Consider the following 23,031-nt stretch of genomic DNA (forward strand, 5'->3'; position numbering starts at 1 on the left):
AGTCCTTAATTATTTTATGTGAAAAGGGGAAATAGCTGGCGGGCTGTATTCCCGCCGTGATGCCATTTTTCCTATTTTTATTCAGATTTTTTTAGCGTGACAATTGCGGCAATTAACGAGAGCAACGCCAATAAGGCCAGGCTAAAAGTAATAACCAGGGGAGTTCCGCTATTAAACTCGGCAATAAACTGCGTGGCAACGCTTGCGAGAAGCATACTGATGAACATGCTCAATCCTGCCGCGGTGCCCGCCAGAGGCTTGATCGCACCAATGGCACCGGCCTGCGCTGCCGGGCTGGTGATGCCGTAGAAAATACTGAATACCATCGTTGGGATGACCAGTGCGGGAATCGACCAGATGTTTATCAGGCTTAGCGTCAGAGCGAGCAAGCTGAAAATAAAGCCGATGATGCTGCCCAACAGCAAACGGCGCCGTAGCGACAGACTTTGCGGTAAACGGCTGGCCGACAAGTTACCGATAATGGCGCTGCCAGACACCATCAATAGCAGTAAACTGGCGCCAGAGGCGGAAAGTTGGAAGGTCTGCGTCAGCACGATGGGTGCGGCAGCCATAAAGGCCATAAAGGCCGACTGAGCGAAACCAAATTGAAAGGCATTGCCGAGAAAGGTGGCGTTTTTCGCCAACTGCCCATAGTCATGGAACAGATTGCTTTTGCCTGCTTCTACGCCAGTTTGCGCTTTGCGGGTTTCGGGGAGACTGAACAAGATGATAATAAACACGATGACTGCAATAGCGCCGATCAGAATGAAATTGGAACGCCAACCAAAGTTATCCGTTAATAAACCACCCAATGGCACGCCCAGTAGAGGCGATATCATCATAGAAGCGACCAGTTTCGACATGACATTTGCCGCTTTTTCGCTGTGATAGATATCCATGACGATAATTCGCGCCGCAATAACGCCGGCCGCCCCGCCCGCCGGTTGAATAATACGGCCCAAAATTACGGCTTCAATGGACTGCGCCGATAAACAAATGAAGCTACCAATAATCAGGATCGCCATGCCTAACAGTAATATTGTTCTGCGTCCCAGTCGATCAGCCAATCTTCCATATACCAGACAAGCAAGGGCAAAACTGATCATCGATAGAGAGACTGTCAGGTTGGCGGTCGCAGGTGTTGTTTCAAAGTATTTAACCAGGCTAGGCACTGAAGGCAGGAAAATTTGGAATGAGGTTGGCCCCAAACCTGACAATAGGATGAGAATGAATTGCAATAGGGCGTGATTGACGTGCGTTTGCTCGCTGGCGTTATCAGAGGACATCTGTCTTCCGTTCATTGCTTCTTCCTGTATTGAGTGTGAGAGACAGCTAAATACCCGCGACATACCGCAATGGGCATTCACTGCCAAAAACAAATTATTAGAATCTATTTAATTACCTTGCTAACCATTTATGCCTGTGTTTGGCGAAGTGATTAGGTTTTTTTTGTTGTTTTTAAAAGACTTTTATCATCACGCTGCTGCTGGTAGGGATTGTGATGTTATGTAAGGTTAAGTCCTCTTTTGTTAATCAAAGGTAAATATATGCAAATATTATTTATCTATAAGCTATATCCAAGTCAATCAGTAAGGTTAATTTATTTTAATGTTTTTTCTGCTGATTTAAGGTGAGTGTCGCTGCAGGCCTTGATAAGTCTGCAATCAGGCTGTCGTTGAGTATTCCTTGATTTTTTAATAATGAGTGGGCGGTCACAGAATAAAAAGGATGAAAAAAAGAGCTATTTTTATAGCTTATGAAAATAGAAAAAATTGATGTTTTGGTTTTTTGTATTGTTAAATTCGCATAGTGTTGGTTTTAAAAACTGCCTTGTTGTTGCTATTTGGCTATTTTAATCGACTGCGATAATGGGGTTTCTCTCCCGAGCCCTTCCTGTCGTCCATGTTTCCGGGGGCGAAAGAAAAAATGGCGGTCTGATAGGGCGGACTCTGGTTCACGAATTGGGTGATTAATACTTTTTGTGATTATTGTGATTGTTAATTATTTGTGCTGATGTTTAATGCTATTGTTTGCGCAAGGATGAATGATTGAACAACGAATTCAGTAAATGTTTGCATGGTATGACGAGGGCTTAGTGACATCTTCACATTCAAACGGGTTTAAGGGGGCGCGTCACTCTCGGCTATATGGCCGTGGATGAGTTTATCGGTTGTTTCATCTCCCCATTCGGCGTTACATCTGGCCGAGCAAACTTACGCGGGGATGACAGTTCTATACATTGGGATTGGTACTGTAGCTCTACCCGATGATGTTGTGTGTTATCCATTCCCTGTAGTGTATTACCCCATCCCTGTTAAGTTTATCCCGCCTTGCGCGGGATTTTTTTTATCTGCGCCGGGCGAGATGCACGCCGCCGGTCATGATGTTGCGGGTGGCTGGCAGGGCGAGAAAATCGTGCGGGAATCCCAGCTCGATGGCGCTGAGATCGTCCAATCGTCGCCAATGATCTTCCGCCAGCGCCACCTTCAATGCGCCGAGGTTATCTTCCAATTGCGCCAGGGTTCGGGCGCCGACGATCGGCGCGGTGACCATCGGGTGACGCAGTGTCCAGGCCAGCGCGATTTGTGATGGGGAATATCCAGTCTCATCAGCTATCTGGTTGACGGCGTCGGCGATATCAAGATTGTGTGCGTTCAATGTCCCCTTGGCGCGCACGGCTTCACGCCGAGAGCCCGCTTCATCGGGCGACGGTTGCAGATCCTGCCGCCGGTATTTGCCGCTTAATACGCCGCCGGCCAGCGGCGACCAAGGGATCACGCCCATCCCCAATTCTTGCGCCATCGGCATCAGCTCGCGTTCGACGGTGCGCTCCAGCAGACTGTACTCGATTTGCAGAGCGATCAGCGGCGACCAGCCACGCAGGTCCGCCAGCATTTGCATTCTCGACGCCTGCCAGGCGGGAAGGTCCGATACTGCCACATACAGCACTTTTCCGGCGCGTACCAAATCGTCCATGGCGCGCATGATCTCTTCCACCGACGTGGTGAAATCCCAGGCGTGCAGATAGAGCAGGTCGATGTAATCGGTATTGAGCCGTTGCAGGCTTCCCTCCACCGATCGCAGCATGCTTTTGCGGTGATTGCCGCCGGAATTGGGATCGTCCGGCTGCATCGGCAGGGTGTATTTGGTGGCGATCACCAACCGATCGCGGCGCCCGGCGGCGAATTCCCCCACGAAACGTTCGGCGCTGCCCTCGGTATAGCGGTTGGCGGTATCGATAAAGTTGCCGCCGCGTTCGACATAAACGTCAAACAGACGGCGGGCTTCGGCCAGTTCGGCGCCCCAGCCCCAGTCGGCACCGAAGGTCATGGTGCCCAGCGCCAGCGGTGAAACGCGCAGGCCGGAACGGCCCAATAAACGATAGTGATCCAGCGATAGTGACGTGTTCATAGGCATTCTCCCGTGTAGGTAGCGTCTACGGTAGCGCCCGCAGGTTGTTTAAGGAATGCGCTATAATCTTCATGAATTATTAAGGAGGGAGAGCATAATGAGGGGCAGTGATTTCGCCGAGTTGCGCGCCTTTGCCGCGATTGTTGAGCACGGCGGTTTCGCTCGCGCCGCTGCACATTTGGGCATGTCCGCTTCGGCGCTCAGCCAAACGCTGCGCAACCTGGAGGCGCGTTTGGGTGTGCGTTTACTGAATCGCACCACTCGCAGTGTGGCGCTGACTGAAGCCGGAAGACAGATGTTGGCGCGCCTGACGCCCGCGATGGCCGAGATTGACGCGGCGGTGGCGCAGGCGGTCGAGCAACGCCAGAACCCCTCGGGTCTTTTGCGGCTTAATGTAACCCGCGTGGCGGCGTTACATTTTCTGGCGCCTTTGATCGCGCCGTTTCATCATCAATATCCTGATATTACGCTCGATCTCAATGTTGAGGAGCGGTTGGTGGATATCGTTGCCGGCGGTTTTGACGCCGGCGTGCGGCTGCACGAGAAACTGGCGAAAGATATGGTGGCGGTCAAGCTGGGCGGGGAGGTGCGGATGCGCGTCGTTGCTTCACCGGCGTATTTGGCGCGTCACGGCCGGCCGTCAACACCAGGCGATCTGCATCGACATCGCTGTTTGAATTACCGCTGGCCGACCAACGGCAGTTTGTATCGCTGGGAGTTTGAGTGCGACGGTGAAAAGCAGGAGATCGCCGTGGAAGGGCCGGTGATAGTCGATGAGCCGGAAGTCTTGGTGCGGGCTGCGATGGATGGGGCAGGCATTGCCTACCTGTTTGAGCAACAAATTGCCGCCGGTTTGGCCGATGGCCGGTTGTTGCCGCTGCTCGATGCCTGGACGCCGCCGTTCCCCGGTTTCTATCTGTACTATCCGGCAAACCGCCAAATGCCGCGCCCGCTGCGTGCTTTTATCGACTTCGCCCGTCAACAGGCAGAGCAGGGCGCATAACGCGATTTTTTTGAATAACACCGTCAGTTTTATTCGGTATTCAGCCGCTGCGCGCTTGATTAGATTGAACGCGAGAGGGACGCCGTCGGCGCCTTTGTGCAATGAGTGGAGAATTTCTATGGCGAAGACAGTAGTGGTGTTTCATTCCGGCTACGGCCATACCGAGCGTTTGGCGAAAGTGGTGGCGGAAGGCGCCGGGGCGGCACTGATCGCCATCGACCAGAACGGTGATATCAGCGACGAAGCCTGGCAGACGCTGGATGAGGCGGACGCCATCATCTTTGGTTCGCCGACCTATATGGGCGGCCCATCCTGGCAGTTCAAGAAATTCGCCGACGCCAGCTCCAAGGCCTGGTTCGGCCGCAAGTGGCAGGACAAAGTGTTTGGCGGCTTTACCAACAGCGCCAGCCTGAACGGCGACAAGCAGGTCACGTTGATCGCGCTGCAGACGCTGGCTTCGCAACATGGCGGCCTGTGGGTCAGCCTGGGGCTGCTGCCGGCCAACACCAAATCGGCGCAGCGCACCGACGTCAATAACCTGGGCGGTTCGGTGGGGCTGCTGGTGCAGACCCCGGCGGATGCCGGCGTGGATGAGATGCTGTCGGGCGATCTGGCGACCGCCAAGCTCTATGGCCAGCGCGTAGCGGGTTTTGCCGCCAAACTGGCGTAAGGTCTTCCGTGCGGAGAGGGCAGTGACGCGACTGAACGGACGCCGCGTTCATTTTCTCTGCACAATTGGCGTGTAAGCTGCGAAATGTTATTAGCCTGCTTGGGCTAACACTGCATTTCGTACAAATATTCCCGGTTCCTAGGCCGGGTTTTTTGTTGCTAAGGTCTGCTTAAGCTTTCACCGCTATACTGCGCGGCAGCACAGGCATGCAACGTATGGCTGTGTCGTAACTGTCGATTTGCTGTTGTTCAAGCAAGCCCGCGCTATGCGGGCTTTTTTTGGGTTGTTATTGCACGGGCGGCCCAGTTGCAGGAAAATAATCGCGTAGTTATTCAAACATCATTCAACGACCAATAACCACAAACTTATTAATGTAATTAACGCCGTCGGCGGCCTATTACGCTATGCGCTATGCTGACAGCAGAGTCGGCATTATTTGCTGACGCTATGCGGGTGAGCCCGCCGCGGTCGCATCAGGCTAAGAAAAGTCTGTTAATTAAATGTTAATGTTTTTTATTATTGATTTGTCTGGCTTTTTTGGTTGAAATCCGAGTTGACTATCCCTCACTGGCCGGGCGAGAGAGTATGCACATTATTATTCTGGTTATTAGCGAAATATGGGCGATGCGATGAACGTCAGAATAAACGCCAGGCATGGCCTGCCTCTGACGGTTCAGCTGATCAATCTTTTCATGCTGGCCTTTTTACTTTCTCTGGTGGGTATTCTTAGCCGGCCAATTGGTTCGCTTTCTTTATTTTGGCCGGTGAATGCGATTCTGCTCGGCCTGCTGCTGCGCAAACCCGTTTACGCCACGCCGCTCGGCTGGCTTACCACCTATCTGGGCATGGTTGCCGCCGATCTCAGCACCGGCGAAGGCTGGTCCCTGGCGCTGTGGCTGAATGCCTGCAACATGTCGCTGATCGCCGTCGGTTACGGCATCATGCTGATGCTGCCCCAGTCGCAACGGCGCATGGGCAAACCCCAGGCGATACTCTATATGTTCAGCGCCAGTCTGGCCGGTGCGGCGGTGGCGTCGACGCTGTCGGTGCTGCGCAACGACAGCCTGTACAACAACACGGTGGTGGTCGCGTGGCTGGCCTGGTTCAGCGAGCAGTTCTCGACGACCTTGCTGCTGTTGCCGGTGCTGATGGCGGCACCGCGGCTGAAGCAGCTGTTGCGCATACAGGTGCGTTGGCGTTTGAAAGGCTGTCTGCCGCTGCTGGCGCTGCTGCTGTCGCTGATATTCAGCGTCTATATCGGCGGGCCGGGCGCTATCGCCTTCCCGATCCCGGCGCTGCTGTGGTGCGCGGTGCGTTATCAGCTGTTCCCCGTGACGTTGCTGACGTTGTTGACCGGCATGACCGAGATCAGCAGCATTTCCGCCAACCTGGTGCTGTACGAAACGCCGAACAACCACAACGCCTTCCTCGACACGCTGATGTCCGCCCGCTTGGGCATCGCCATGCTGGTGATGGGGCCGCTGATCCTCGCCAGCTCTATCGCCGCCAACCGCAAGCTGATGCGGCGTCTGGAGCACAGCGCCAACCACGATTTTCTGACCGGGGTGCTGGCGCGCAGCGCGATGACGCGCAAAGCGGGCGAGCTGCTGGAGCACAAGCACCGCTCCAAAGAGGCGGTGTCGCTCCTGCTGATCGACATCGACCATTTCAAGCAGATCAACGATACGCATGGCCACAGCGCCGGCGATCAGGTTTTGGCGTCGTTCGCGCACATCGTGCGGCGCGAGCTGCGCCACGATCAGCTGTTCGGCCGCTTGGGCGGGGAAGAGTTCGCCATCATGTTGCCGCGCGCGCTGGCGGCACAGGGCGTGGCGCTGGGGGAACATCTACGCCGGCTGGTGGAGCAGGCGGAACTGCAGGCGGAAGGCAAGCAAACGTTGAAAATCACCATCAGCGTCGGCGTCGCCAGCCTGGCGATGAACGAGGTGAAATCGCTGGAGCAGCTGATGAATATGGCGGATATCGCGCTGTATCGCGCCAAATCGCAGGGGCGTAATCGGGTGGAGTCGTTCAACGTGGTGAACGGCAACAGCGTCGAGCATATCCTGTTCCGCTAGGGCTCGACGCTGGGCAACCGGCGCTTACAGGCTTTTCAGCGCCTTGATGGTCTCATCCATATCGATCTCGTGCTCGGAGAAGGTATGGGTGGTGTTCTGGAAAGTGGTAATGGTCAGCATGCGCAGCGTTTGCATGGTCTGCGCCTGGTCTTCGGACTGCGGGCGAATGCGGTTCATCAGCAGGCCGACCGACAGCACGGTGTTCTCTTTATCCACGTCGGCTTTGACCGGCACTTCCTTGGTGAAAGTGTTGAAAGACTTGATGCTGGCGATCTTGATTCTTTCGTTGGCGATGATGATGTATTTGCTGGGCGCCAACACTTTGACCGCATAAGCCGACGGGCCTTTGGTGTTGTTGGTCGGTTCGAAGGTCACCGCCGCATTTTTCTTAATCAGCTCCGGGTTCTGCACTTTAATCACGTGAAAATAACGATTTTCTCCGTTCTCGTCGGTAATAAAGCCGAAGCCTTTGTCTTCAAAAAAAGTCGTTATCTTGCCGTTCATCGCTATTCTCACAAAAGGGTTCTATACAGCGCTTATGATAGCGCGGAATGCCTTGCAGCGACAGATTGCGCGGGCGGCATTTAGTCATGCGATAACGGCATTTAGCGGCTTTCTCCCCACATGCTATGTTCATGCTGACTTCATTCAATGCGAAAAAGGAATAGCGATGGGCATCAAACGTCTCAATCACGCCGTGCTGTATGTCAGCGACGTGCGGCAGAGCGCCGACTTTTATCATCAGGTGTTGGGGTTCAAGCTCAAGCCGTCCGACAGCCCCGATCGGGCGGTGTTTACCCAGGCCGCCGATTCGGACAACGATCACGATTTGGCGCTGTTCAGCAAGAACCTGGGCCAGCAGCGTGCCGGGGTCTTTCGCGCCAACAACGAGCCGCCGGCGGAGCATGAGCCACCGGCCGGGCTGTACCATCTGGCCTGGGAAGTGGACAGCCTGGAGGAGCTGGAGCGCATTCGTCACCAGCTGGCCGAACGCGGCATTCTCGGGCTGGAAGAGGATCACGGCGTGCACAAAAGCATTTATGGCCACGATCCGGACGGGCTGCTGTTCGAGGTGACCTGGTTTATTCCGCCGGCGTTGCTGACCGAAGAGGATAAAAACCAGCAGGGGATCCGCCCGTTGGATTTCGCCGCCGAAAAGCGGCGTTTCGCCGGCCGGTAAGCGGCTCGGGTACGGGGCGCCGTGGCGCCCCGACGATCACAGCACTTTGTTGAGGAAATTGACGGTGCGCGGGTGCTGCGGCTGAGCCAGCACTTGCCTGGCGTCGCCCTGTTCGACGATCTGCCCGTCGACCATAAACACCACCCGATCCGCCGCTTCGCGCGCAAAGCCGATTTCATGCGTGACCACCACCAGCGTGACGCCCAGATCCGCCAACCCCTTAATTACGTCCAGCACTTCGCCGACCAGCTCGGGATCGAGCGCGGAGGTCGGTTCATCGAACAGGATCACCTTCGGATTCAGCGCCAGCGCGCGCGCGATGGCGATGCGTTGCTGTTGGCCGCCGGAGAGGTGGCGCGGGTAGGCGTCCGCCTTGTGGCGCAGCCCGACGGTATCCAGCAGCTCATAGGCTACCGCTTTCGCCCGTTCGCGGGAGTGAATCTTGTGTACCACCGGCGCTTCGATGATGTTTTCCAGCACCGTCAGGTGCGGGAACAGGTTGAAATTCTGGAACACGTAGCCGACGTTGATGCGTTGCCGAAGGATGGCCTTTTCCTTCAGCTCATACAGCCGGTTGCCCTTGCGGCGATAGCCGACGTAGTCGCCGTCGATGCGGATAAAGCCTTCGTCCACGCGTTCCAGGTGGTTGATCGCCCGCAGCAGCGTCGATTTGCCGGAGCCGGAAGGGCCGAGGATCACGGTGACGGTGCCCGGCTGCAGCGTCAGGCTGACGTCGTCCAGCGCCTTGTGTTTGCCGAAGAACTTGCTGACGTTGCTGATTTCGATTAGGCCGCGCGCCGGCACCGGGGTGAGGTTGCGCGCCGGCTGCTCGGGCAAGGCGTAATAATCAATGGCTTCAGACATGCGGGTCTCCTAACGTTTTAGCCAGCCGGCCAGTTTCTGCCAGGGCGTCGGCGGCAGTTCGCGCACCGCGCCTCGGGCGAAATAGCGCTCGATGTAGTATTGGATCACCGACAGCGCGGTGGTGATGAACAGATACCAGACGGTGGCGACCATCAGCAGCGGTATCACCTGCTGGGTGCGGTTATAGATAACCTGAATGGTATAAAACAGCTCCGGCAGCGCCAGCACGTAAACGATCGAGGTGCCTTTCGCCAGGCTGATGATCTCGTTGAAGCCGGTCGGAATGATGGAGCGCAGCGCCTGCGGCAGAATGATGCGGAAGGTGCGGCGATAGCCCGGCAGGCCCAGCGCCGCCGCCGCTTCGTGCTGGCCGTAATCCACGCCCAAAATGCCGCCGCGGATGATCTCGGCGGTGTAGGCGGACTGCACCAGCGTCAGGCCCAGCACCGCCACGGCGAATTGGCCGAGAATGTCGATGGTCGGATAGCTGGCGAACACCACCGAGGTGAAGGGAATGCCCAGCGAGATGGCGTCGTACAGGTAGGAAAAGTTGTACAGGATGATCAGCACCAGAATCAGCGGCAGCGAGCGAAACAGCCAGATATAACCCCAGGCCAGCGACGCCAACAGGTAAGAGCGCGACAGTCGCGCCAGCGCCAGCAAGGTGCCGAACAGGATGCTGAACAGCGTGCCGAGCAGCGTCAGCAGCAGGGTTTGCCCCAGCCCCGCCAGCACCGCCGGCGCGAAGAACCACTCGGCGAACACGCCCCATTCCCAGCGCGCGTTGCCCGCCACCGATTGCACGATGGCGGCCAGAATAAACAGCGAAAACAGCGCGCCGATCAGCCGCAGCGGATAGCGGGCGGGTACCACTTTCAAGACGTCTTGTTTGGACATGTCATGTCTCCTGATACAGATAAAGGGGCCTTAGGCGATTTTCCTTTCCGACGCGCAACAACATGCGTCCTCTGCAATCAGGCTTTTGCGGAACGGCAGGCGGCCATCGTAGGGTGGGCGGCTGTAAACCTCGCTGTCGACGGTGGGATCGAACTGCGGCTGATACCCGTTGCTCAGATACAGGCCCACCGCTTCGGGCTGGCGAAAACCGGTGGTCAGATAGAGCCGGCGATATCCCTGCGCCAGCGCCAGCGTTTCGAGCTGCTGCAACACCCGCTGCGCCAGGCCCTGGCGCCGCAGATCGCCCCGCGTCCAGATGCGCTTCAGCTCGGCGGTTTGTGCGTCATAGCGTTTGAAGGCGCCCATGGCGATCGGTGCACCGGCGCGCAGCAGCACGATGAAGGCCCCCTGCGGCGGCGCGTACAGATCCAGCGGTTCCGGTTCCTGGTCACCAAAATAGTCGCCGTAACGCTGGCGATATTCGCCGAACAGCCCCTCGATTACCGGGGCGATCAGCGGGTCGGTCGGCAGCGTCTGAATGAAGGTGTCTTGCGTCATCGCGCGCTCCTAGTCGCCCAGGCCGGGCGGGTTGATTTCCGACTGCGCAAGGCGTTCGACGCTCTCGCCCCAGCGGTTGAGCACCTGATCGTACTGCCCGCCGCGGATCGCGCCGTTCAGCGCTTCGTTCACCGCCTGCACCAGGCCGTTGCCTTTACGGGTGGTGACGGCGATGTGCGCCGCCTTGGGCCAACCGCCTTCCACCGTGCCCGCCAGCCGGGTGCAGCCGTTCAGCGCCGCTTTATAGGCGCCCAGCACGTTCGGCCCGAAGTAGGCGTCGGCCCGGCCGGATTGGATCGCCAGCGTGGCGGCCGCATCGTCGGTCACGTAGATCGGCTGGAAGGGTTTAAGCCCCTGCTGCCGATTCTGCTTGTCCCATGCCAGCAAGATGGCTTCCTGATTGGTGCCGGAGCCGACGATAATTTTTAATCCGGCGATATCGGCAGGCTGTTTGATCGTCGCGATCTTGCCGCCGGTTTTGACATAAAAGCCGAGCGAGTCGATGCGGTAGGTGGCGAAGTCGAAGCGGGTTTTGCGCTCTTTGGTCACGGTGACGTTAGTGATGGCCGCGTCATACTTGCCGGAAACCACCCCCAGCGGCCAGTCTTCCCACGAGGTTTGCACCACGTTAAGCGTTAGGCCCAGGCTGTCGGCCACCAGCTGTGCGATATCCACTTCGCTGCCGATCAGTCGCCGGTTGTCGGCGGCGAACAGCGCCAGCGGCGGCGTGTTGAGTGCGGCGATCGCGACGGTGAATTGGCCCGGCTTCACGAAGTGGAAATCGGCCGGCAGTTTGGCGATCGCCTGCGGGTTTTTCGGCGCGTGGATCGGGGTTTCATTGGCCTGCAAATCGATGCCGGTGCCCGCCAGTGCGGCGCCGGTCAGGCTCAGCAAGGCCGCCACGAGGGCTGCGGTAACGGTTTTCTGCATAGCGGGTATCCCTGAAAGCGATCTTATTATTGGGTGAATCTGTTCAACGGGCGCTTCAGGCCCAGGTGCTCGCGCAGCGTGTCGCCGTGGTACGCCTGGCGGAACAGGCCACGTTGTTGCAGGACGGGCACCACCCGATCGACGAAGTGGCCGAAGGCGTTGGGCGTACCGCCGCTGATGATGAAACCGTCGGCGGCTTCGCCGTCGAACCAGCGCTGCAGACCGTCCGCCACCGCTTCCGGCGTGCCGCTGAACACCGGGCGCGGCGAGGCGGCTTCCAGCGCCACCTGGCGCAGCGTGAGGTTGCGCTCGCGGGCGCTGCGCTTGATGGCGTCGGTGGTGCTGCGGAAGCTGTTTTGCCCCAGATCGCCGATGTCCGGGAAGGGCGCGTCCAGCGGATGGCGGGCGAAGTCGTAATGCTCGAAGTAGCGGCCGAGGTAGTTGAGGGCGTTCTCGATGCTGACCAGTCGGGCGGTTTCCTGGTACTGGCGCTCGACGTCCGCGTCGTCGTCGCCGACGATCACGCTGACGCCTTGGAAGATGCGAAGATCGTCCGGTTCGCGCCCCTGTTCCACCAGCTGCCGCTTCACGTCCTGATAGAAATCCTGCGCCTGTTCCAGCGTGTCGTGATGGGTGAAGATCGCATCGGCGTGTTGGGCCGCCAGCCGTTTGCCGTCTTCAGAGGCGCCGGCCTGGAACAGGATCGGGCGCCCCTGCGGCGTGCGGCCGATGTTCAGCGGCCCCTGTACCGAGAAGAACTCCCCCTGGTGATTGAGAGTGTGCAGTTTGCCGGTGCGGAAGAATTCGCCACTGGCTTTATTACGCACGAAGGCATCGTCTTCCCAGGAGTCCCAAAGCCCTTTGGCGACGTCGAGAAACTCGCCGGCGATGCGGTAACGCAGGCTGTGTTCCGGGTGTTCTGTGCGCGAGAAGTTTTTGGCCGAGCCTTCCAGCGGCGACGTCACCACGTTCCAGCCGGCACGGCCGTTGCTCAGGTGATCGAGGCTGGCGAACTGGCGGGCGACGGTGAACGGATCGCTGTAGGAGGTGGAGAGGGTGCCCACCAGGCCGATTTTGTCGGTGGCGGCGGACAGCGCGGCCAGCAGGGTGAGCGGTTCGAAACGATTAAGAAAATGCGGAATGGATTTTTCGTTGATATATAACCCATCGGCGACGAAGACGAAATCGAATTTTCCCTGTTCGGCTTTTTTCGCCGAGGCGATATTAAATTCGAGGTTAATGCTGGCGTCGGCGGTGGCGTCCGGGTGGCGCCAGGCGGACATATTTCCCGATGCGCCATGCAGAATGGCGCCCAGGCGCAATTGCCGTTGATTATTCGCGTTGTCGCTCATCGTGATTATCCTGTCATGCGCCGCAGAGGCGCGCGGTGTCTGATGGGTTCACTATTGATGAGCGGCGGCGGGATGTAAAACAACAAAACAGCATATTCAAATGTTGAAAACTGCAAATATCACGGCGGGTAAAAATAATAGGGCCCGACGCGGCATGTGCGGCGTCGGGGAAATAATATGTTCCGTTATTCAGGCGTTGCTGAGGGCTTTTTCTGGCGCGGTGGTTAATTGTTGCAGGGTGCGTTCCGCCAGCAGCGTGAAATATTGCGCCGCCGGGAACAGGGCCCGTTCATCGGGATTGAAACGCGGATGATGCAGGCCGAACTCGCTGGCGGAGCCGATGCTGACAAATACCCCCGGTACGTGATGCAGATATAGCGCGAAATCTTCGCCCCCCATCTGCAACTCCGCTTCTTCGACCCGGTAGCCGGCCTCGGCGGCAACGGTTTTGCTGAACGCCGCCCAATGCGGGTCATTGATCACCGCCGGCGGCCCCGGTTGCCAGCGCAGTTCGGCCTGCGCACCCAGCGCGGCGGCTATGCCGTCGATCACCTGGCGAATCTTGTCCGGCACCTGGCGGCGCACCGCGTCGCTGTGGGTGCGCACCGTGCCTTCCAGCTCCACGGTTTGCGGCAGCACGTTCCAGGTATTGCCGCCTTCGATGCGCGTTACGCTTACCACCAGCGATTCCAGCGAGCTGAAGCTGCGGCTGGGCAGCGTCTGCAGCGCGCCGACGATCTGGCTGGCGGTGACGATGGTGTCGACGCCCTGTTCCGGTTTGGCGGCGTGCGCGCCCTTGCCGGTGATGAGGATCTGGAAGCGATCGACGTTGGCGTAGAACGGCCCGGCGCGGGTGGCGAAGGTGCCGGTGGGCAGCTCCGGCGCATTATGCAGGCCAAACACCGCGGCGACGTTATCCAGCGCGCCGGCGTCGATCAGGTGTCGGGCGCCGTTGAAGGTCTCTTCCGCCGGCTGGAAGAAGAGGCGTACCGTGCCGGGCAGGTCGGCCTCACGCGCTTTCAACAGGTGTGCGGCGCCGAGCATCACCGAGGTATGAAAGTCGTGGCCGCAGGCGTGCATCACGCCGCGGTTTTGCGAGCTGAAGGGCACGTCGGCGATTTCGTCGATCGGGAGAGCGTCAATGTCGCCGCGCAGCGCGATGATCGGCCCCTTGCCGCTGCCGATCTCCGCCACGACGCCGGTTTTCAGCGCCAGCGGCAGCAGGCGAATGCCCGCTTCTTGCAGCCAGCGCGTCAGCCGGGCGGTGGTGGCGAATTCGTGATTGGAAAGCTCCGGGTTTTGGTGCAGCTCACGCCGATAGGCGATGATTTTGTCTGCCAACTGGCTGGTCATAGGCTTGGCTCACAGTGGGAAATAAACCCTAACCCTAGTGCAGCGGCCGCCGAAGCAAAAAGACCATCTGGTTATATTTCATAGCGATTGCGTCTGCACGGGAGCGTCAACGCTGGGGGAAGCGGGCGAGTTTGGGCGTTCGCTCGTTGTTCGCCGGCGGGTGGAGAGGATTGACCTGGCACGGTAACTTATCGCAACCGGTGCAATCAATTTACACCGGACAACACGGATTTTTTCACTCTTTATCGGATTTCTGTGATCGCGGTGGTGGACAAAATCCTGCCTGCTTGCTGTACTGTAATAGACACAGGTTTTGTGTCTTTCATTCACGTTAAAGGTAAGTTTGATGTCTAAGATTAAAGGTAGCGTTAAGTGGTTTAATGAATCCAAAGGCTTCGGTTTCATTACTCCGGAAGATGGTAGCAAGGACGTTTTCGTTCACTTCTCTGCCATCGTTAGCAACGGTTTCAAAACGCTTGCTGAAGGCCAGCGTGTAGAATTTGAAATCACGAACGGTGCCAAAGGCCCATCTGCCGCTAACGTTACTGCTATCTAAGCTGCGTAGCTGAATTTCTTAAAACCCGCTCATTGAGCGGGTTTTTTATTGGGCGCGTTATGCCTCGCTGCGGCGGCCTAACAGGCTGAACAGCAGGATGGCGACGGCGTAGCAGCCGATGATGGTCAGCGCCATCGACAGGCTGGACGTGCCGCCCAGCCCGGTGAGCGGCACGGCGCAGGCACCGAGCGCGAACATGCACACGCCGATCAAGGCCGACGCGCTGCCCGCTTTGTCACCCTGGCTTTGCATGGCCAGCGAAGAGGCGGTTGGGCCGACGATGCCGATCACCGCCACCGAAAAGAACAGCGGCACCAGCAACAACACCAGTGGCGCATGCAGCGCGGCGGCCAACAGCAGCAACAGCGATGCGACGGCCGCCAGCGTTAGCCCGCTCTTCAACACGCGACGCTCCCCCCAACGCGAACTGAGGCGGCTGGCCAGCTGCGCCGCAATGATCAGCCCGACGCCGTTAATGGCGAAGCACAGGCTGAACATCTGCGGGCTGAGGCCGTAGATCTGCTGCAGGACGAAAGGCGAGGCGCCGATATAGGCGAACATGCCGGCCATCACGAAGCCCTGCGTCAGACACAGGCCCATGAAATAGCGTTGGGTCAACAGACTGCCCAGCGACATCAGCATCGCCAGAATGCCGCCCTGGCTGCGGCGCTCGGCCGGCAGGGACTCGCGCAGCTTCAGCGCCGACAGGCTGAACAGCAGCACGGCGATGGCCGCCAGCACGCCGAAGATGCCGCGCCAGTTCATCACCTGCAGCATAACGCCGCCCAGCACCGGCGCGACGATCGGCGCCAGACCGTTGACCAGCATCAGCAGGGCGAAGAAGCGGGTCAGCTCATGACCGGCATACAGATCGCGGGCAATGGCGCGGGAAATCACCGCGCCACCGGCGCCGGCGATGCCCTGCAGCAGGCGGGCGATCAGCAACTGGTCGATGGTGGGCGCCAGCGCGCACCACAGCGAAGCGCCCAGCAGCAGGATCAGCGACAGCAACAGCGGGCGCATGCGGCCCAGTTTGTCGCTGTAAGGACCGAAAATCAGCTGGCCGACGCCCAGGCCGAGCAGCCCGGCGGTCAGGCTGAGCTGCGCGGCGGCGGTAGAGGTATTCAGTTCGCCCGCCATTTCCGGCAGGGCGGGCAGATAGAGATCGGTGCACAGCGGCCCTAGCGCGGCCAACAGGCCAAGCACGACGGCGTACACCAGACGTTGTCTGGCTAAGTGTTTGGTCATGGGAGATTAGAGTTTCCTGAACAGGTGAGAAATGGCCTGCTGATACAGATCGCGCAGCAGGGACGCATCGGCTTTTTGCGTGGTAAGGATGCGGTAACCGGTGCCTTCGCTCATGACGGCGATAAACTCCACCCGCGCGGCGATCTCTTCCGCGCTGAAATGGGGATACAGCCGCTGCAGGTTGTGGCACACGTGGCGAAACAGCCGCGCTTCCGCATCGCTGAGCATTTTGGCCACCACCGGGTTGCGCGTGGCCTCGGCGGTCACTTCAAGCATCAGCATGTGATCGGTTTCGCTCTCGCCCGGCTGCTGAAACAGCGTGCGCGCCGCCAGCGTGCCGGCGATCAGGTTGATGTGATCGCCAAGGTTTTCCAGCCGCTGCATCTTGCTGGCGATGATGCGGTTGACGATTTCCTCGATAATCGCGTCTTTGTTGGCGAAATAGCGATAGATTTGCCCGACGCTGAGCTGCGAGCCCTGGGCGATTTCCGCCATGCTGGCGGCGTGGAAGCCGTGGCGGCGGAAGCTGGTTTTCGCCGCTTCGACGATCTGATCGCGGCGGGCCTGCACCTTGGCCTGTTTACTGTCGTTGGGGGGGAGCATTTGCCCGATCCTTTGCTACGCGTGAGCCGGGTTCACATTTTTGGGTGTGAACGTTCATTCTCAATTGTAGTGCAATCGGCCGGAAAGGCGCAAGATGAACGCGTGCGGTGGGGAAAAGGCGCTTAAGCGAACAGGTAGGATTTGATAAAGGCGGCGACGATCAGCACGCACAGCGCAACGGCAATCGCTTCGGTGGCGGTTTTCGGCAGGCTAAACATAGCGGTTTCTCATCCAGTCAGGAGTACTGGATGAGATTATGCGCATGCAAGATTAAGGAAACATTAAGGGCTTAGCGCCCGTTGACCCACATCACCAGCATGAAAGCCAGCAGCGTCATCGCCAGCGAGCCGGCCAGGTTGAGCAGCATGTTGGCCAGCGCCCAGCCGAAGCGGCCATCCTGCATCAGGTACACCACCTCCAGCGAAAAGGTGGAGAAGGTGGTCAGGCCGCCGCAGAACCCGGTGGTGATCAGTAATTTCCAGGTGGGGTCCAGATGCGTCATGCGGGTGAAAATCGCCATCGCCAGGCCGATGATAAAACCGCCGATCAGATTGACCATCAGCGTACCGAGCGGAATGTGGGCGTTCAGCGGATTCATTTTCATGCTTACCGCCCAGCGCAAAACGCTGCCGACGCCGCCGCCGATAAAAACGGCCAGTAAAGAGCTCAACATGGGGCAACTACCTTTCAATCAGAGAAATTCACGGGACTCGGAAAGAGACAGGCGTAACGCTACGAGCCTCTCTCCGAGAGGTTACGTAGACATCATCAGCCTGTGAAGGCGGTTAGGGAGGAATGTCATCTCCAGCGTGCCGCACGGCCTTTTTTGCCGTACCCGGTGGATGTTACACCTAACGCTGCCTATTTTGTAGTATCGACAATCTGCGAGGTCACCCTATGGAAATCAGAACGGCGCGCCTGAGCGATCGCCAGGCTATCGCCGAATTAATGACGGCGTTGGATTATCCCGGCACCGAGGCGTTTCTGACGCAGCGAATGCGCCAGCTGCTGGCGCATCCGGACGAGGCGCTGCTGGTGGCCCTGGAGGGCGAGCGGGTGCTGGGCGTGCTGTCGCTGCATTTTCTGCCGCAGCTGGCGTTGGCCGGCGACATTGGCCGCATCAGTTATTTTTGCGTCGACGACCGAGCGCGCGGCGCGGGCGTAGGGCGGCGGCTGTTGGCAGAGGGCGAGGCGCTGGCGCGCCGTCGCGGCTGCGATCGGCTTGAAGTCCATTGCCACAGCCGCCGCGAGCGGGCGCATGCGTTTTACCGGCGAGAAGGCTTTGTCGAAGCGCCGAAGTATTTTGCCAAGTTATTAAACCAGTAAGTTAGTCGCCCGTCGGCACCGCCGTTTCCAGGCGGTTGCGGCCATTTTGCTTCGCCCGGTAAAGCGCGCCGTCGGCCGCTTTCAGCCAGTCCAGATAACCGCCCAGCGCGGGGTGGTAGTTGGCGATGCCGGCGCTGATCTGCAGCCGCAGCTGTGGCGCCTCTTTGAAGATAACGGCATCCAACCGCTGCTGGATGCGCCGCAGGACGGTTTCCGCCTGTTCGGCGCTGGTGTTCGGCAGCACCGCGCCAAACTCGTCGCCGCCGTAGCGCCCGACGATATCCACGTTGCGCAAGCCAATCAGCAGCTCTTCCGCCAGCGCCGCCAGGGCCTCATCCCCCAGCGCATGGCCGAAAGTATCGTTGATGGTTTTGAAACGATCGATATCCATCAGGATCAGCGTGGCGTTGTCCTGGTAGCGGCGGCAGCTGTCGAACTGACGATGCAGCAGATGCTCCCAATGGCGGCGGTTGTACAAGCCGGTCAGCCCATCGCGGGTGCTGATGCGTTGCAGCTCCTGTTTTTTTTCCGCCAGCCGTTTGGCGGTGCGGTAGGTCACCAGGCCGAGCAGCGTCGGGTAAAGGTAGATCATCGGCAGGCACAGATAGATTTGCAGCGGCGTGCTGTGCGGGTGGAACGGGAAACCGAGCAGCGCGCCGGTCAGCGCCGCCGCGGCCAATTGAATCGCCAACCCTTTGACAAACAGTGCCTTACCGGCCGAAGCGATGTTGTTCATGCTCATCATCGACAGGATGACGATCGCCGGCAGCGCGTTGAACGCCATCATCGCCGCCCAGAAACCGCCGAAGGCGGAGTCGATCAGCAGGTTGCGGATCTCGGCTTTGAACGGATCTTTGGCGCGGCAGGCCAGGCGGTAGGCGAGATGCGGCCAGAGAAAACCGTGAAAGGCCAGCAATAGCCAGACCGCCGTGGGCGGAGCCAAGGGATAGAGTGCGGCGCAAACGCAGATAAAGCCGAGCCCCAGACCGGCGACGCGGGGCAGATAGGTGCGTTTGGCGAAGCTGAGGCCGGATTTTCGGGCATCGAAAATGGGTGGGGCAATATACATCCGGCATCTCCCTGATAAGTATCACGGCAGCGTATCATGCGGGTGATAAACTAAGAATAGTCTGGGATTCACGTCGTGAGGCGGCGTGGCATTCCTGCGACGGATCTCACTCTGTTACATGTTGCGGTTGTGCGAGCGGGGGGAAAGTCGCTAAATATTCGCAGGCAAGGTCAGTTTTTCTCGCTGTTCACGCAGCGCTCTATGATAAGAAGGTGAGTATGGAAGGTATCAGTATTACCAAACTTCTGGTGATTGCGGTATTGGTGATTTTACTGTTCGGCACCAGCAAGCTGCGCACGCTCGGCGCCGATCTTGGCGCGGCGCTGAAAGGCTTTAAAAAAGCCGTGGGTGACGACAGCACGCCGCCGGCCGCCGGCAGCAACACCGCCGAGAGCCAGTCCGCTCAGCAGAGCGTCGAGAAGAAAGACGTTTAATCCCGTCTGAGGGCGAGCAATAAAAAACGGATGCCTGGCGGACATCCGTTTTTTGGCGTTTCCGCCGTCTTTAGCGTAACAAACTATTACGCGTTATTTCACTTCCATCCCTTTGGCCTGCAGATCGGCGTGATAAGACGAACGCACGAACGGGCCGCAGGCGGCGTGGGTGAAGCCCATCGCCATCGCTTCTTCTTTCATCTCGTCGAACTCGGCCGGGCTGACGTAGCGCTGCACCGGCAGGTGGTGGCGGCTCGGCTGCAGGTACTGGCCCAGCGTCAGCATGGTCACGCCGTGGCGGCGCAGATCGCGCATCACTTCGACGATTTCCGCGTTGGTTTCGCCCAGGCCGACCATCAGGCCGGATTTGGTCGGGATATCCGGGTGCGCTTCTTTAAAGCGCTCCAGCAGCTTCAGCGACCACTCGTAGTTGGCGCCCGGGCGCACCTGGCGATAAACGCGCGGCACGTTTTCCAGGTTGTGGTTGAACACGTCCGGCGGCGTGGCGGTGAGGATCTCCAGCGCGCGGTCCATACGGCCGCGGAAGTCCGGCACCAGCGTTTCAATCTTGATGTTCGGGCTCTTGGCGCGGATGGCCGAAATGCAGTCGGCAAAGTGTTGAGCTCCGCCGTCGCGCAGATCGTCGCGGTCAACCGAGGTGATCACCACGTAACGCAGCGCCATGTCGGCGATGGTTTGCGCCAGCTTTTCCGGCTCGTTGGCGTCCGGCGCGATCGGGCGGCCGTGGGCCACGTCGCAGAACGGGCAGCGACGGGTGCAGATGGCCCCGAGGATCATAAAGGTAGCGGTACCGTGGTTGAAACACTCGGACAGGTTAGGGCACGAGGCTTCCTCACAGACGGAGTGCAGGCCGTTTTTACGCATGGCGGCTTTGATGCCTTGAATGCGCGTTGAGTCGGCAGGCAGTTTGATCTTCATCCACTCGGGTTTACGCAACAGCTCCTGCCGTTCGGTGACCACCGTTTTGACCGGGATCAGCGCCATTTTGTCAGCATCGCGGTATTTGACGCCGCGTTCCATCTGAATTGGTTTACTCATAATCGTGCAGGTTCCAGTTACGAAGCTCGACCGTCTGGTAGCCGAGTAAATGAACAAATTCCTGTACCAGGATTGGGTGTATGTCTTCAATGCCAACGCCGGGCGCCAGCGCGCTGACCTGCGTCATTTGCATGCCGGCGTAACCGCAAGGGTTGATGCGTTGGAAGGGGCTGAGATCCATCGCCACATTCAGGGCCAGGCCGTGGAATGAGCTGCCTTTGCGGATCCGCAAACCCAACGAACAGATTTTCTGCTCCCCCACGTACACGCCAGGCGCATCGGGACGGGCGCGCGATTCGAGGCGGAAGTGGGCGAGGGTGTTGATAACCGTATCTTCTATCGCCGTAACCAATTGGCGTACGCCGACCTTGCTGCGTTTCAGATCGACCATCACGTACATCACCTGCTGGCCCGGCCCGTGGTAGGTCACCTGGCCGCCGCGATCGCTCTGGACCACCGGGATATCGCCGGGCATCAGCACGTGCTCGGCTTTGCCGGCCTGGCCCTGGGTGAAGACCGGGTGATGCTGCACCAGCCACAGCTCGTCCGGCGTAGTCTCGGTACGACTGTCGGTGAAGTTATGCATGGCTTGGGATACAGGCGCGTAGGGCTGCAACCCCAGCTGACGCAAAATGATCTTGTCTGGTTGCAAAAGAGTCATCGTCAGGTTACAGAAGTGGTAAAGCCATTATACCGGGCGCTCCGGCCTGCGACCAGCCTTTCGCTGACCAAAAATGCGCAACCCGGGAAGACGCTGCGCCATCCCGGGTTGATAAGCAGGGGTTTATGCTGGAATTACAGCACCATGCGAACAATTTCAATGTTGCCCAACTCTTCGTACAGGGTTTCGACCTGCTCGATGTGAGTAGCGTTAATGGTGATGGAAACGGAGTGGTAGTTGCCTTTGCTGCTTGGCTTAACCTGTGGGTTGTAATCGCCCGGTGCATGGCGCTGCACCACTTCAACTACCTGGTCAACCAGCTCAGGCTGCGCCAGGCCCATCACCTTGTAGGTAAACGAGCAAGGGAATTCGAGCAGTTCGTTCAGTTTAGTTTTTTGCATGTGCGTGCGCTCCAGAGTGCTAGCTAATCTATAAATTATAACTCCCGCCGGGGCGGGAGTTAATGTTATTCAGTATATGGGGGCAATTTCGCCCGATTCAACCGTTAACCGAACCAGTGGTGGAACATCAGTTTGATGTAGTCCACGATGCGGCTGAAGAAACCGCCTTCTTTCACTTCGTTCATCACCACCAGCGGACGCTGGTCGATGGTTTTGCCGTCCAGCTGGAAGTTGATGCTGCCGACCACCTGGTTTTTCGCCAGCGGCGCGTGAATTTCAGGGGTGTTCAGCACGTAACTGGCCTTCAGATCTTTCATGCGGCCGCGCGGGATGGTCAGGTAGACGTCTTTGTCCACGCCCAGCTCAACGCGGTCGGCATCGCCGAACCAGACCGGCTCGGAGGCGAACTCTTTACCGACCTTCAGCGGCGCTACGGTTTCGAAGAAGCGGAAGCCCCAGGTCAGCAGTTTCTTGCTCTCGGCTTCGCGGCCTTTGTAAGTGCGGCCGCCCATCACGGCGGAGATCAGACGCATCTGGCCTTCGGTCGCCGAAGCCACCAGGTTGTAACCCGCCGCATCGGTGTGGCCGGTTTTGATGCCGTCGACGTTCAGGCTGTTATCCCACAGCAGACCGTTGCGGTTCATCTGGCGGATGTTGTTGAAGGTGAACTCTTTTTCTTTGTAAATCGCGTACTCTTCCGGCACGTCGCGGATCAGCGCCTGGCCGATCAGCGCCATGTCGCGCGCCGAGCTGTACTGGCCCTGGGCATCCAGGCCGTGTACCGTCTGGAAGTGGGTGTTCTGCAGGCCCAGCTTGCTGACGTAGGTGTTCATCAGGTTAACGAACGCGTCCTGGCTGCCGGCGACGTAGTCGGCCATCGCCACGCAGGCGTCGTTACCGGATTGCAGGTTGATGCCGCGGGTCAGTTTGGAGACCGGCACGCGATCGCCCGGCTTCAGGAACATCAGCGAGGAGCCTTTGAACACCGGGTTGCCGGTCGCCCAAGCGTCCTGACCGACGGTCACCAGATCGTCCTGGCCGATTTTGCCCGCTTTCAGCGCCTGGCCGATGACGTAGCTGGTCATCATTTTGGTCAGACTGGCCGGATCGCGACGCGCGTCGGCGTTCATCTCGGCCAGCACCTTGCCGGAGTTGTAATCAATCAGGATGTACGCTTCCGCATCGATCTGCGGGACACCTGGGATCATGGTTTTGATGTTAACGTCATCGGCATGTGCAACGGAGGCTGCGCTCATTGCGATAACGGTGCCGAGTGCGATGCTTTTGATTAAGCGAAAAGAAGTTACTTGTTTCATGATCGGGACTACAACATCCGTGAAAGTAAAGTTAAAAAACGAGCCACACTATAGCAGATGCG

The 23,031-nt window shown here is 58.6% G+C and carries 24 protein-coding genes and 1 riboswitch; of the genes, 7 read left to right on the top strand and 17 right to left on the bottom strand.

What is annotated here, in order from left to right; genetic code table 11:
- Positions 1-77: 77 nt before the first annotated feature.
- Entirely contained in the window at positions 78-1,301 is a 1,224-nt protein-coding gene (locus tag EKL15_RS08530; RefSeq protein ID WP_060440528.1) for an MFS transporter, read from the bottom strand.
- A gap of 1,045 nt (positions 1,302-2,346) precedes the next feature.
- Positions 2,347-3,411 carry an aldo/keto reductase gene (locus tag EKL15_RS08535; RefSeq protein WP_048322375.1) on the bottom strand — a complete coding sequence of 355 codons (1,065 nt, stop codon included), beginning with the start codon at positions 3,409-3,411 and terminating at the stop codon, positions 2,347-2,349.
- Between the two features lie 97 nt (positions 3,412-3,508).
- Between EKL15_RS08535 and EKL15_RS08540 the strand changes: the two genes are divergently transcribed.
- The 3 genes from EKL15_RS08540 (at position 3,509) to EKL15_RS08550 (ending at position 7,162) form a co-directional block, all read left to right on the top strand.
- On the top strand, positions 3,509-4,414 hold the full coding sequence (locus EKL15_RS08540) for a LysR family transcriptional regulator (RefSeq protein WP_048322376.1): 906 nt from the start codon (positions 3,509-3,511) through the stop codon (positions 4,412-4,414).
- A gap of 118 nt (positions 4,415-4,532) precedes the next feature.
- Entirely contained in the window at positions 4,533-5,084 is a 552-nt protein-coding gene (locus EKL15_RS08545; RefSeq protein ID WP_041033835.1) for a flavodoxin family protein, read from the top strand.
- 629 nt (positions 5,085-5,713) lie between these two features.
- Positions 5,714-7,162: a GGDEF domain-containing protein gene (locus EKL15_RS08550; protein WP_038877558.1), complete on the top strand. Its 1,449-nt coding sequence runs from the start codon at positions 5,714-5,716 to the stop codon at positions 7,160-7,162.
- Between the two features lie 24 nt (positions 7,163-7,186).
- Here EKL15_RS08550 and EKL15_RS08555 read toward each other — a convergent pair whose 3' ends face one another.
- Complete coding sequence (locus EKL15_RS08555; RefSeq protein ID WP_038877408.1) at positions 7,187-7,666, bottom strand: cold-shock protein; 480 nt, start codon at positions 7,664-7,666, stop codon at positions 7,187-7,189.
- A 166-nt stretch (positions 7,667-7,832) separates the two neighbouring features.
- Here EKL15_RS08555 and EKL15_RS08560 point away from each other — a divergent pair, with 166 nt between their 5' ends.
- Complete coding sequence (locus tag EKL15_RS08560) at positions 7,833-8,342, top strand: VOC family protein (protein WP_049199972.1); 510 nt, start codon at positions 7,833-7,835, stop codon at positions 8,340-8,342.
- Between the two features lie 36 nt (positions 8,343-8,378).
- On the opposite strand, the gene EKL15_RS08565 is transcribed toward EKL15_RS08560, so the two are convergent.
- The 6 genes from EKL15_RS08565 to EKL15_RS08590 all read right to left on the bottom strand — a co-directional run bounded on the left by EKL15_RS08565 (position 8,379) and on the right by EKL15_RS08590 (position 14,296).
- Positions 8,379-9,206 (bottom strand): amino acid ABC transporter ATP-binding protein, encoded by an 828-nt coding sequence (locus EKL15_RS08565; RefSeq protein WP_015376924.1) that lies wholly within the window; start codon positions 9,204-9,206, stop codon positions 8,379-8,381.
- Between the two features lie 9 nt (positions 9,207-9,215).
- Positions 9,216-10,103, bottom strand: coding sequence for an amino acid ABC transporter permease (locus EKL15_RS08570; protein WP_049199974.1), 888 nt, complete (start codon positions 10,101-10,103; stop codon positions 9,216-9,218).
- 30 nt (positions 10,104-10,133) lie between these two features.
- Positions 10,134-10,661: a GNAT family N-acetyltransferase gene (locus EKL15_RS08575; protein ID WP_015376925.1), complete on the bottom strand. Its 528-nt coding sequence runs from the start codon at positions 10,659-10,661 to the stop codon at positions 10,134-10,136.
- A 9-nt stretch (positions 10,662-10,670) separates the two neighbouring features.
- Entirely contained in the window at positions 10,671-11,591 is a 921-nt protein-coding gene (locus tag EKL15_RS08580; RefSeq protein ID WP_203089250.1) for an ABC transporter substrate-binding protein, read from the bottom strand.
- Between the two features lie 26 nt (positions 11,592-11,617).
- Positions 11,618-12,943, bottom strand: a complete 1,326-nt coding sequence (locus EKL15_RS08585) for an LLM class flavin-dependent oxidoreductase (RefSeq protein WP_049199977.1) — start codon at positions 12,941-12,943, stop codon at positions 11,618-11,620.
- Between the two features lie 189 nt (positions 12,944-13,132).
- Positions 13,133-14,296: a M20 peptidase aminoacylase family protein gene (locus EKL15_RS08590; RefSeq protein ID WP_060440527.1), complete on the bottom strand. Its 1,164-nt coding sequence runs from the start codon at positions 14,294-14,296 to the stop codon at positions 13,133-13,135.
- Between the two features lie 346 nt (positions 14,297-14,642).
- Between EKL15_RS08590 and cspE the strand changes: the two genes are divergently transcribed.
- A complete protein-coding gene (gene cspE, locus EKL15_RS08595; protein WP_004940030.1) occupies positions 14,643-14,852 on the top strand; it encodes a transcription antiterminator/RNA stability regulator CspE in 210 nt (69 codons plus the stop codon).
- A 57-nt stretch (positions 14,853-14,909) separates the two neighbouring features.
- On the opposite strand, the gene EKL15_RS08600 is transcribed toward cspE, so the two are convergent.
- The 3 genes from EKL15_RS08600 to crcB form a co-directional block, all read right to left on the bottom strand.
- On the bottom strand, positions 14,910-16,100 hold the full coding sequence (locus EKL15_RS08600; RefSeq protein ID WP_203089252.1) for a multidrug effflux MFS transporter: 1,191 nt from the start codon (positions 16,098-16,100) through the stop codon (positions 14,910-14,912).
- A gap of 6 nt (positions 16,101-16,106) precedes the next feature.
- The gene (locus EKL15_RS08605; protein ID WP_060423553.1) at positions 16,107-16,703 is read right to left on the bottom strand and encodes a TetR/AcrR family transcriptional regulator; all 597 of its coding nucleotides are present in this window, start codon (positions 16,701-16,703) and stop codon (positions 16,107-16,109) included.
- A 289-nt stretch (positions 16,704-16,992) separates the two neighbouring features.
- Complete coding sequence (gene crcB, locus EKL15_RS08610) at positions 16,993-17,376, bottom strand: fluoride efflux transporter CrcB (protein ID WP_004940022.1); 384 nt, start codon at positions 17,374-17,376, stop codon at positions 16,993-16,995.
- 79 nt (positions 17,377-17,455) lie between these two features.
- Positions 17,456-17,518: riboswitch (Fluoride riboswitch) on the bottom strand.
- A gap of 82 nt (positions 17,519-17,600) precedes the next feature.
- Between crcB and EKL15_RS08615 the strand changes: the two genes are divergently transcribed.
- Complete coding sequence (locus EKL15_RS08615; protein WP_060440525.1) at positions 17,601-18,029, top strand: GNAT family N-acetyltransferase; 429 nt, start codon at positions 17,601-17,603, stop codon at positions 18,027-18,029.
- A 1-nt stretch (position 18,030) separates the two neighbouring features.
- Here EKL15_RS08615 and EKL15_RS08620 read toward each other — a convergent pair whose 3' ends face one another.
- A complete protein-coding gene (locus EKL15_RS08620; protein WP_060423560.1) occupies positions 18,031-19,098 on the bottom strand; it encodes a diguanylate cyclase in 1,068 nt (355 codons plus the stop codon).
- A gap of 218 nt (positions 19,099-19,316) precedes the next feature.
- Between EKL15_RS08620 and tatA the strand changes: the two genes are divergently transcribed.
- Entirely contained in the window at positions 19,317-19,532 is a 216-nt protein-coding gene (gene tatA, locus EKL15_RS08625; protein WP_038877431.1) for a Sec-independent protein translocase subunit TatA, read from the top strand.
- A gap of 93 nt (positions 19,533-19,625) precedes the next feature.
- Here tatA and lipA read toward each other — a convergent pair whose 3' ends face one another.
- The 4 genes from lipA to dacA form a co-directional block, all read right to left on the bottom strand.
- Entirely contained in the window at positions 19,626-20,591 is a 966-nt protein-coding gene (gene lipA, locus EKL15_RS08630; RefSeq protein WP_025301835.1) for a lipoyl synthase, read from the bottom strand.
- Positions 20,584-21,252 carry a lipoyl(octanoyl) transferase LipB gene (lipB, locus tag EKL15_RS08635; protein ID WP_049273643.1) on the bottom strand — a complete coding sequence of 223 codons (669 nt, stop codon included), beginning with the start codon at positions 21,250-21,252 and terminating at the stop codon, positions 20,584-20,586. The genes lipA and lipB overlap by 8 nt, the downstream gene beginning before the upstream one ends.
- Before the next feature lie 134 nt (positions 21,253-21,386).
- Positions 21,387-21,653, bottom strand: coding sequence for a DUF493 family protein YbeD (gene ybeD, locus EKL15_RS08640; RefSeq protein ID WP_004940012.1), 267 nt, complete (start codon positions 21,651-21,653; stop codon positions 21,387-21,389).
- A 104-nt stretch (positions 21,654-21,757) separates the two neighbouring features.
- Entirely contained in the window at positions 21,758-22,969 is a 1,212-nt protein-coding gene (gene dacA, locus EKL15_RS08645) for a D-alanyl-D-alanine carboxypeptidase DacA (RefSeq protein WP_004940010.1), read from the bottom strand.
- Positions 22,970-23,031: the final 62 nt, after the last annotated feature.

Source organism: Serratia sp. 4542 (genome assembly GCF_016805595.1).
GTDB classification, from domain to species: Bacteria; Pseudomonadota; Gammaproteobacteria; order Enterobacterales; family Enterobacteriaceae; genus Serratia; species Serratia nevei.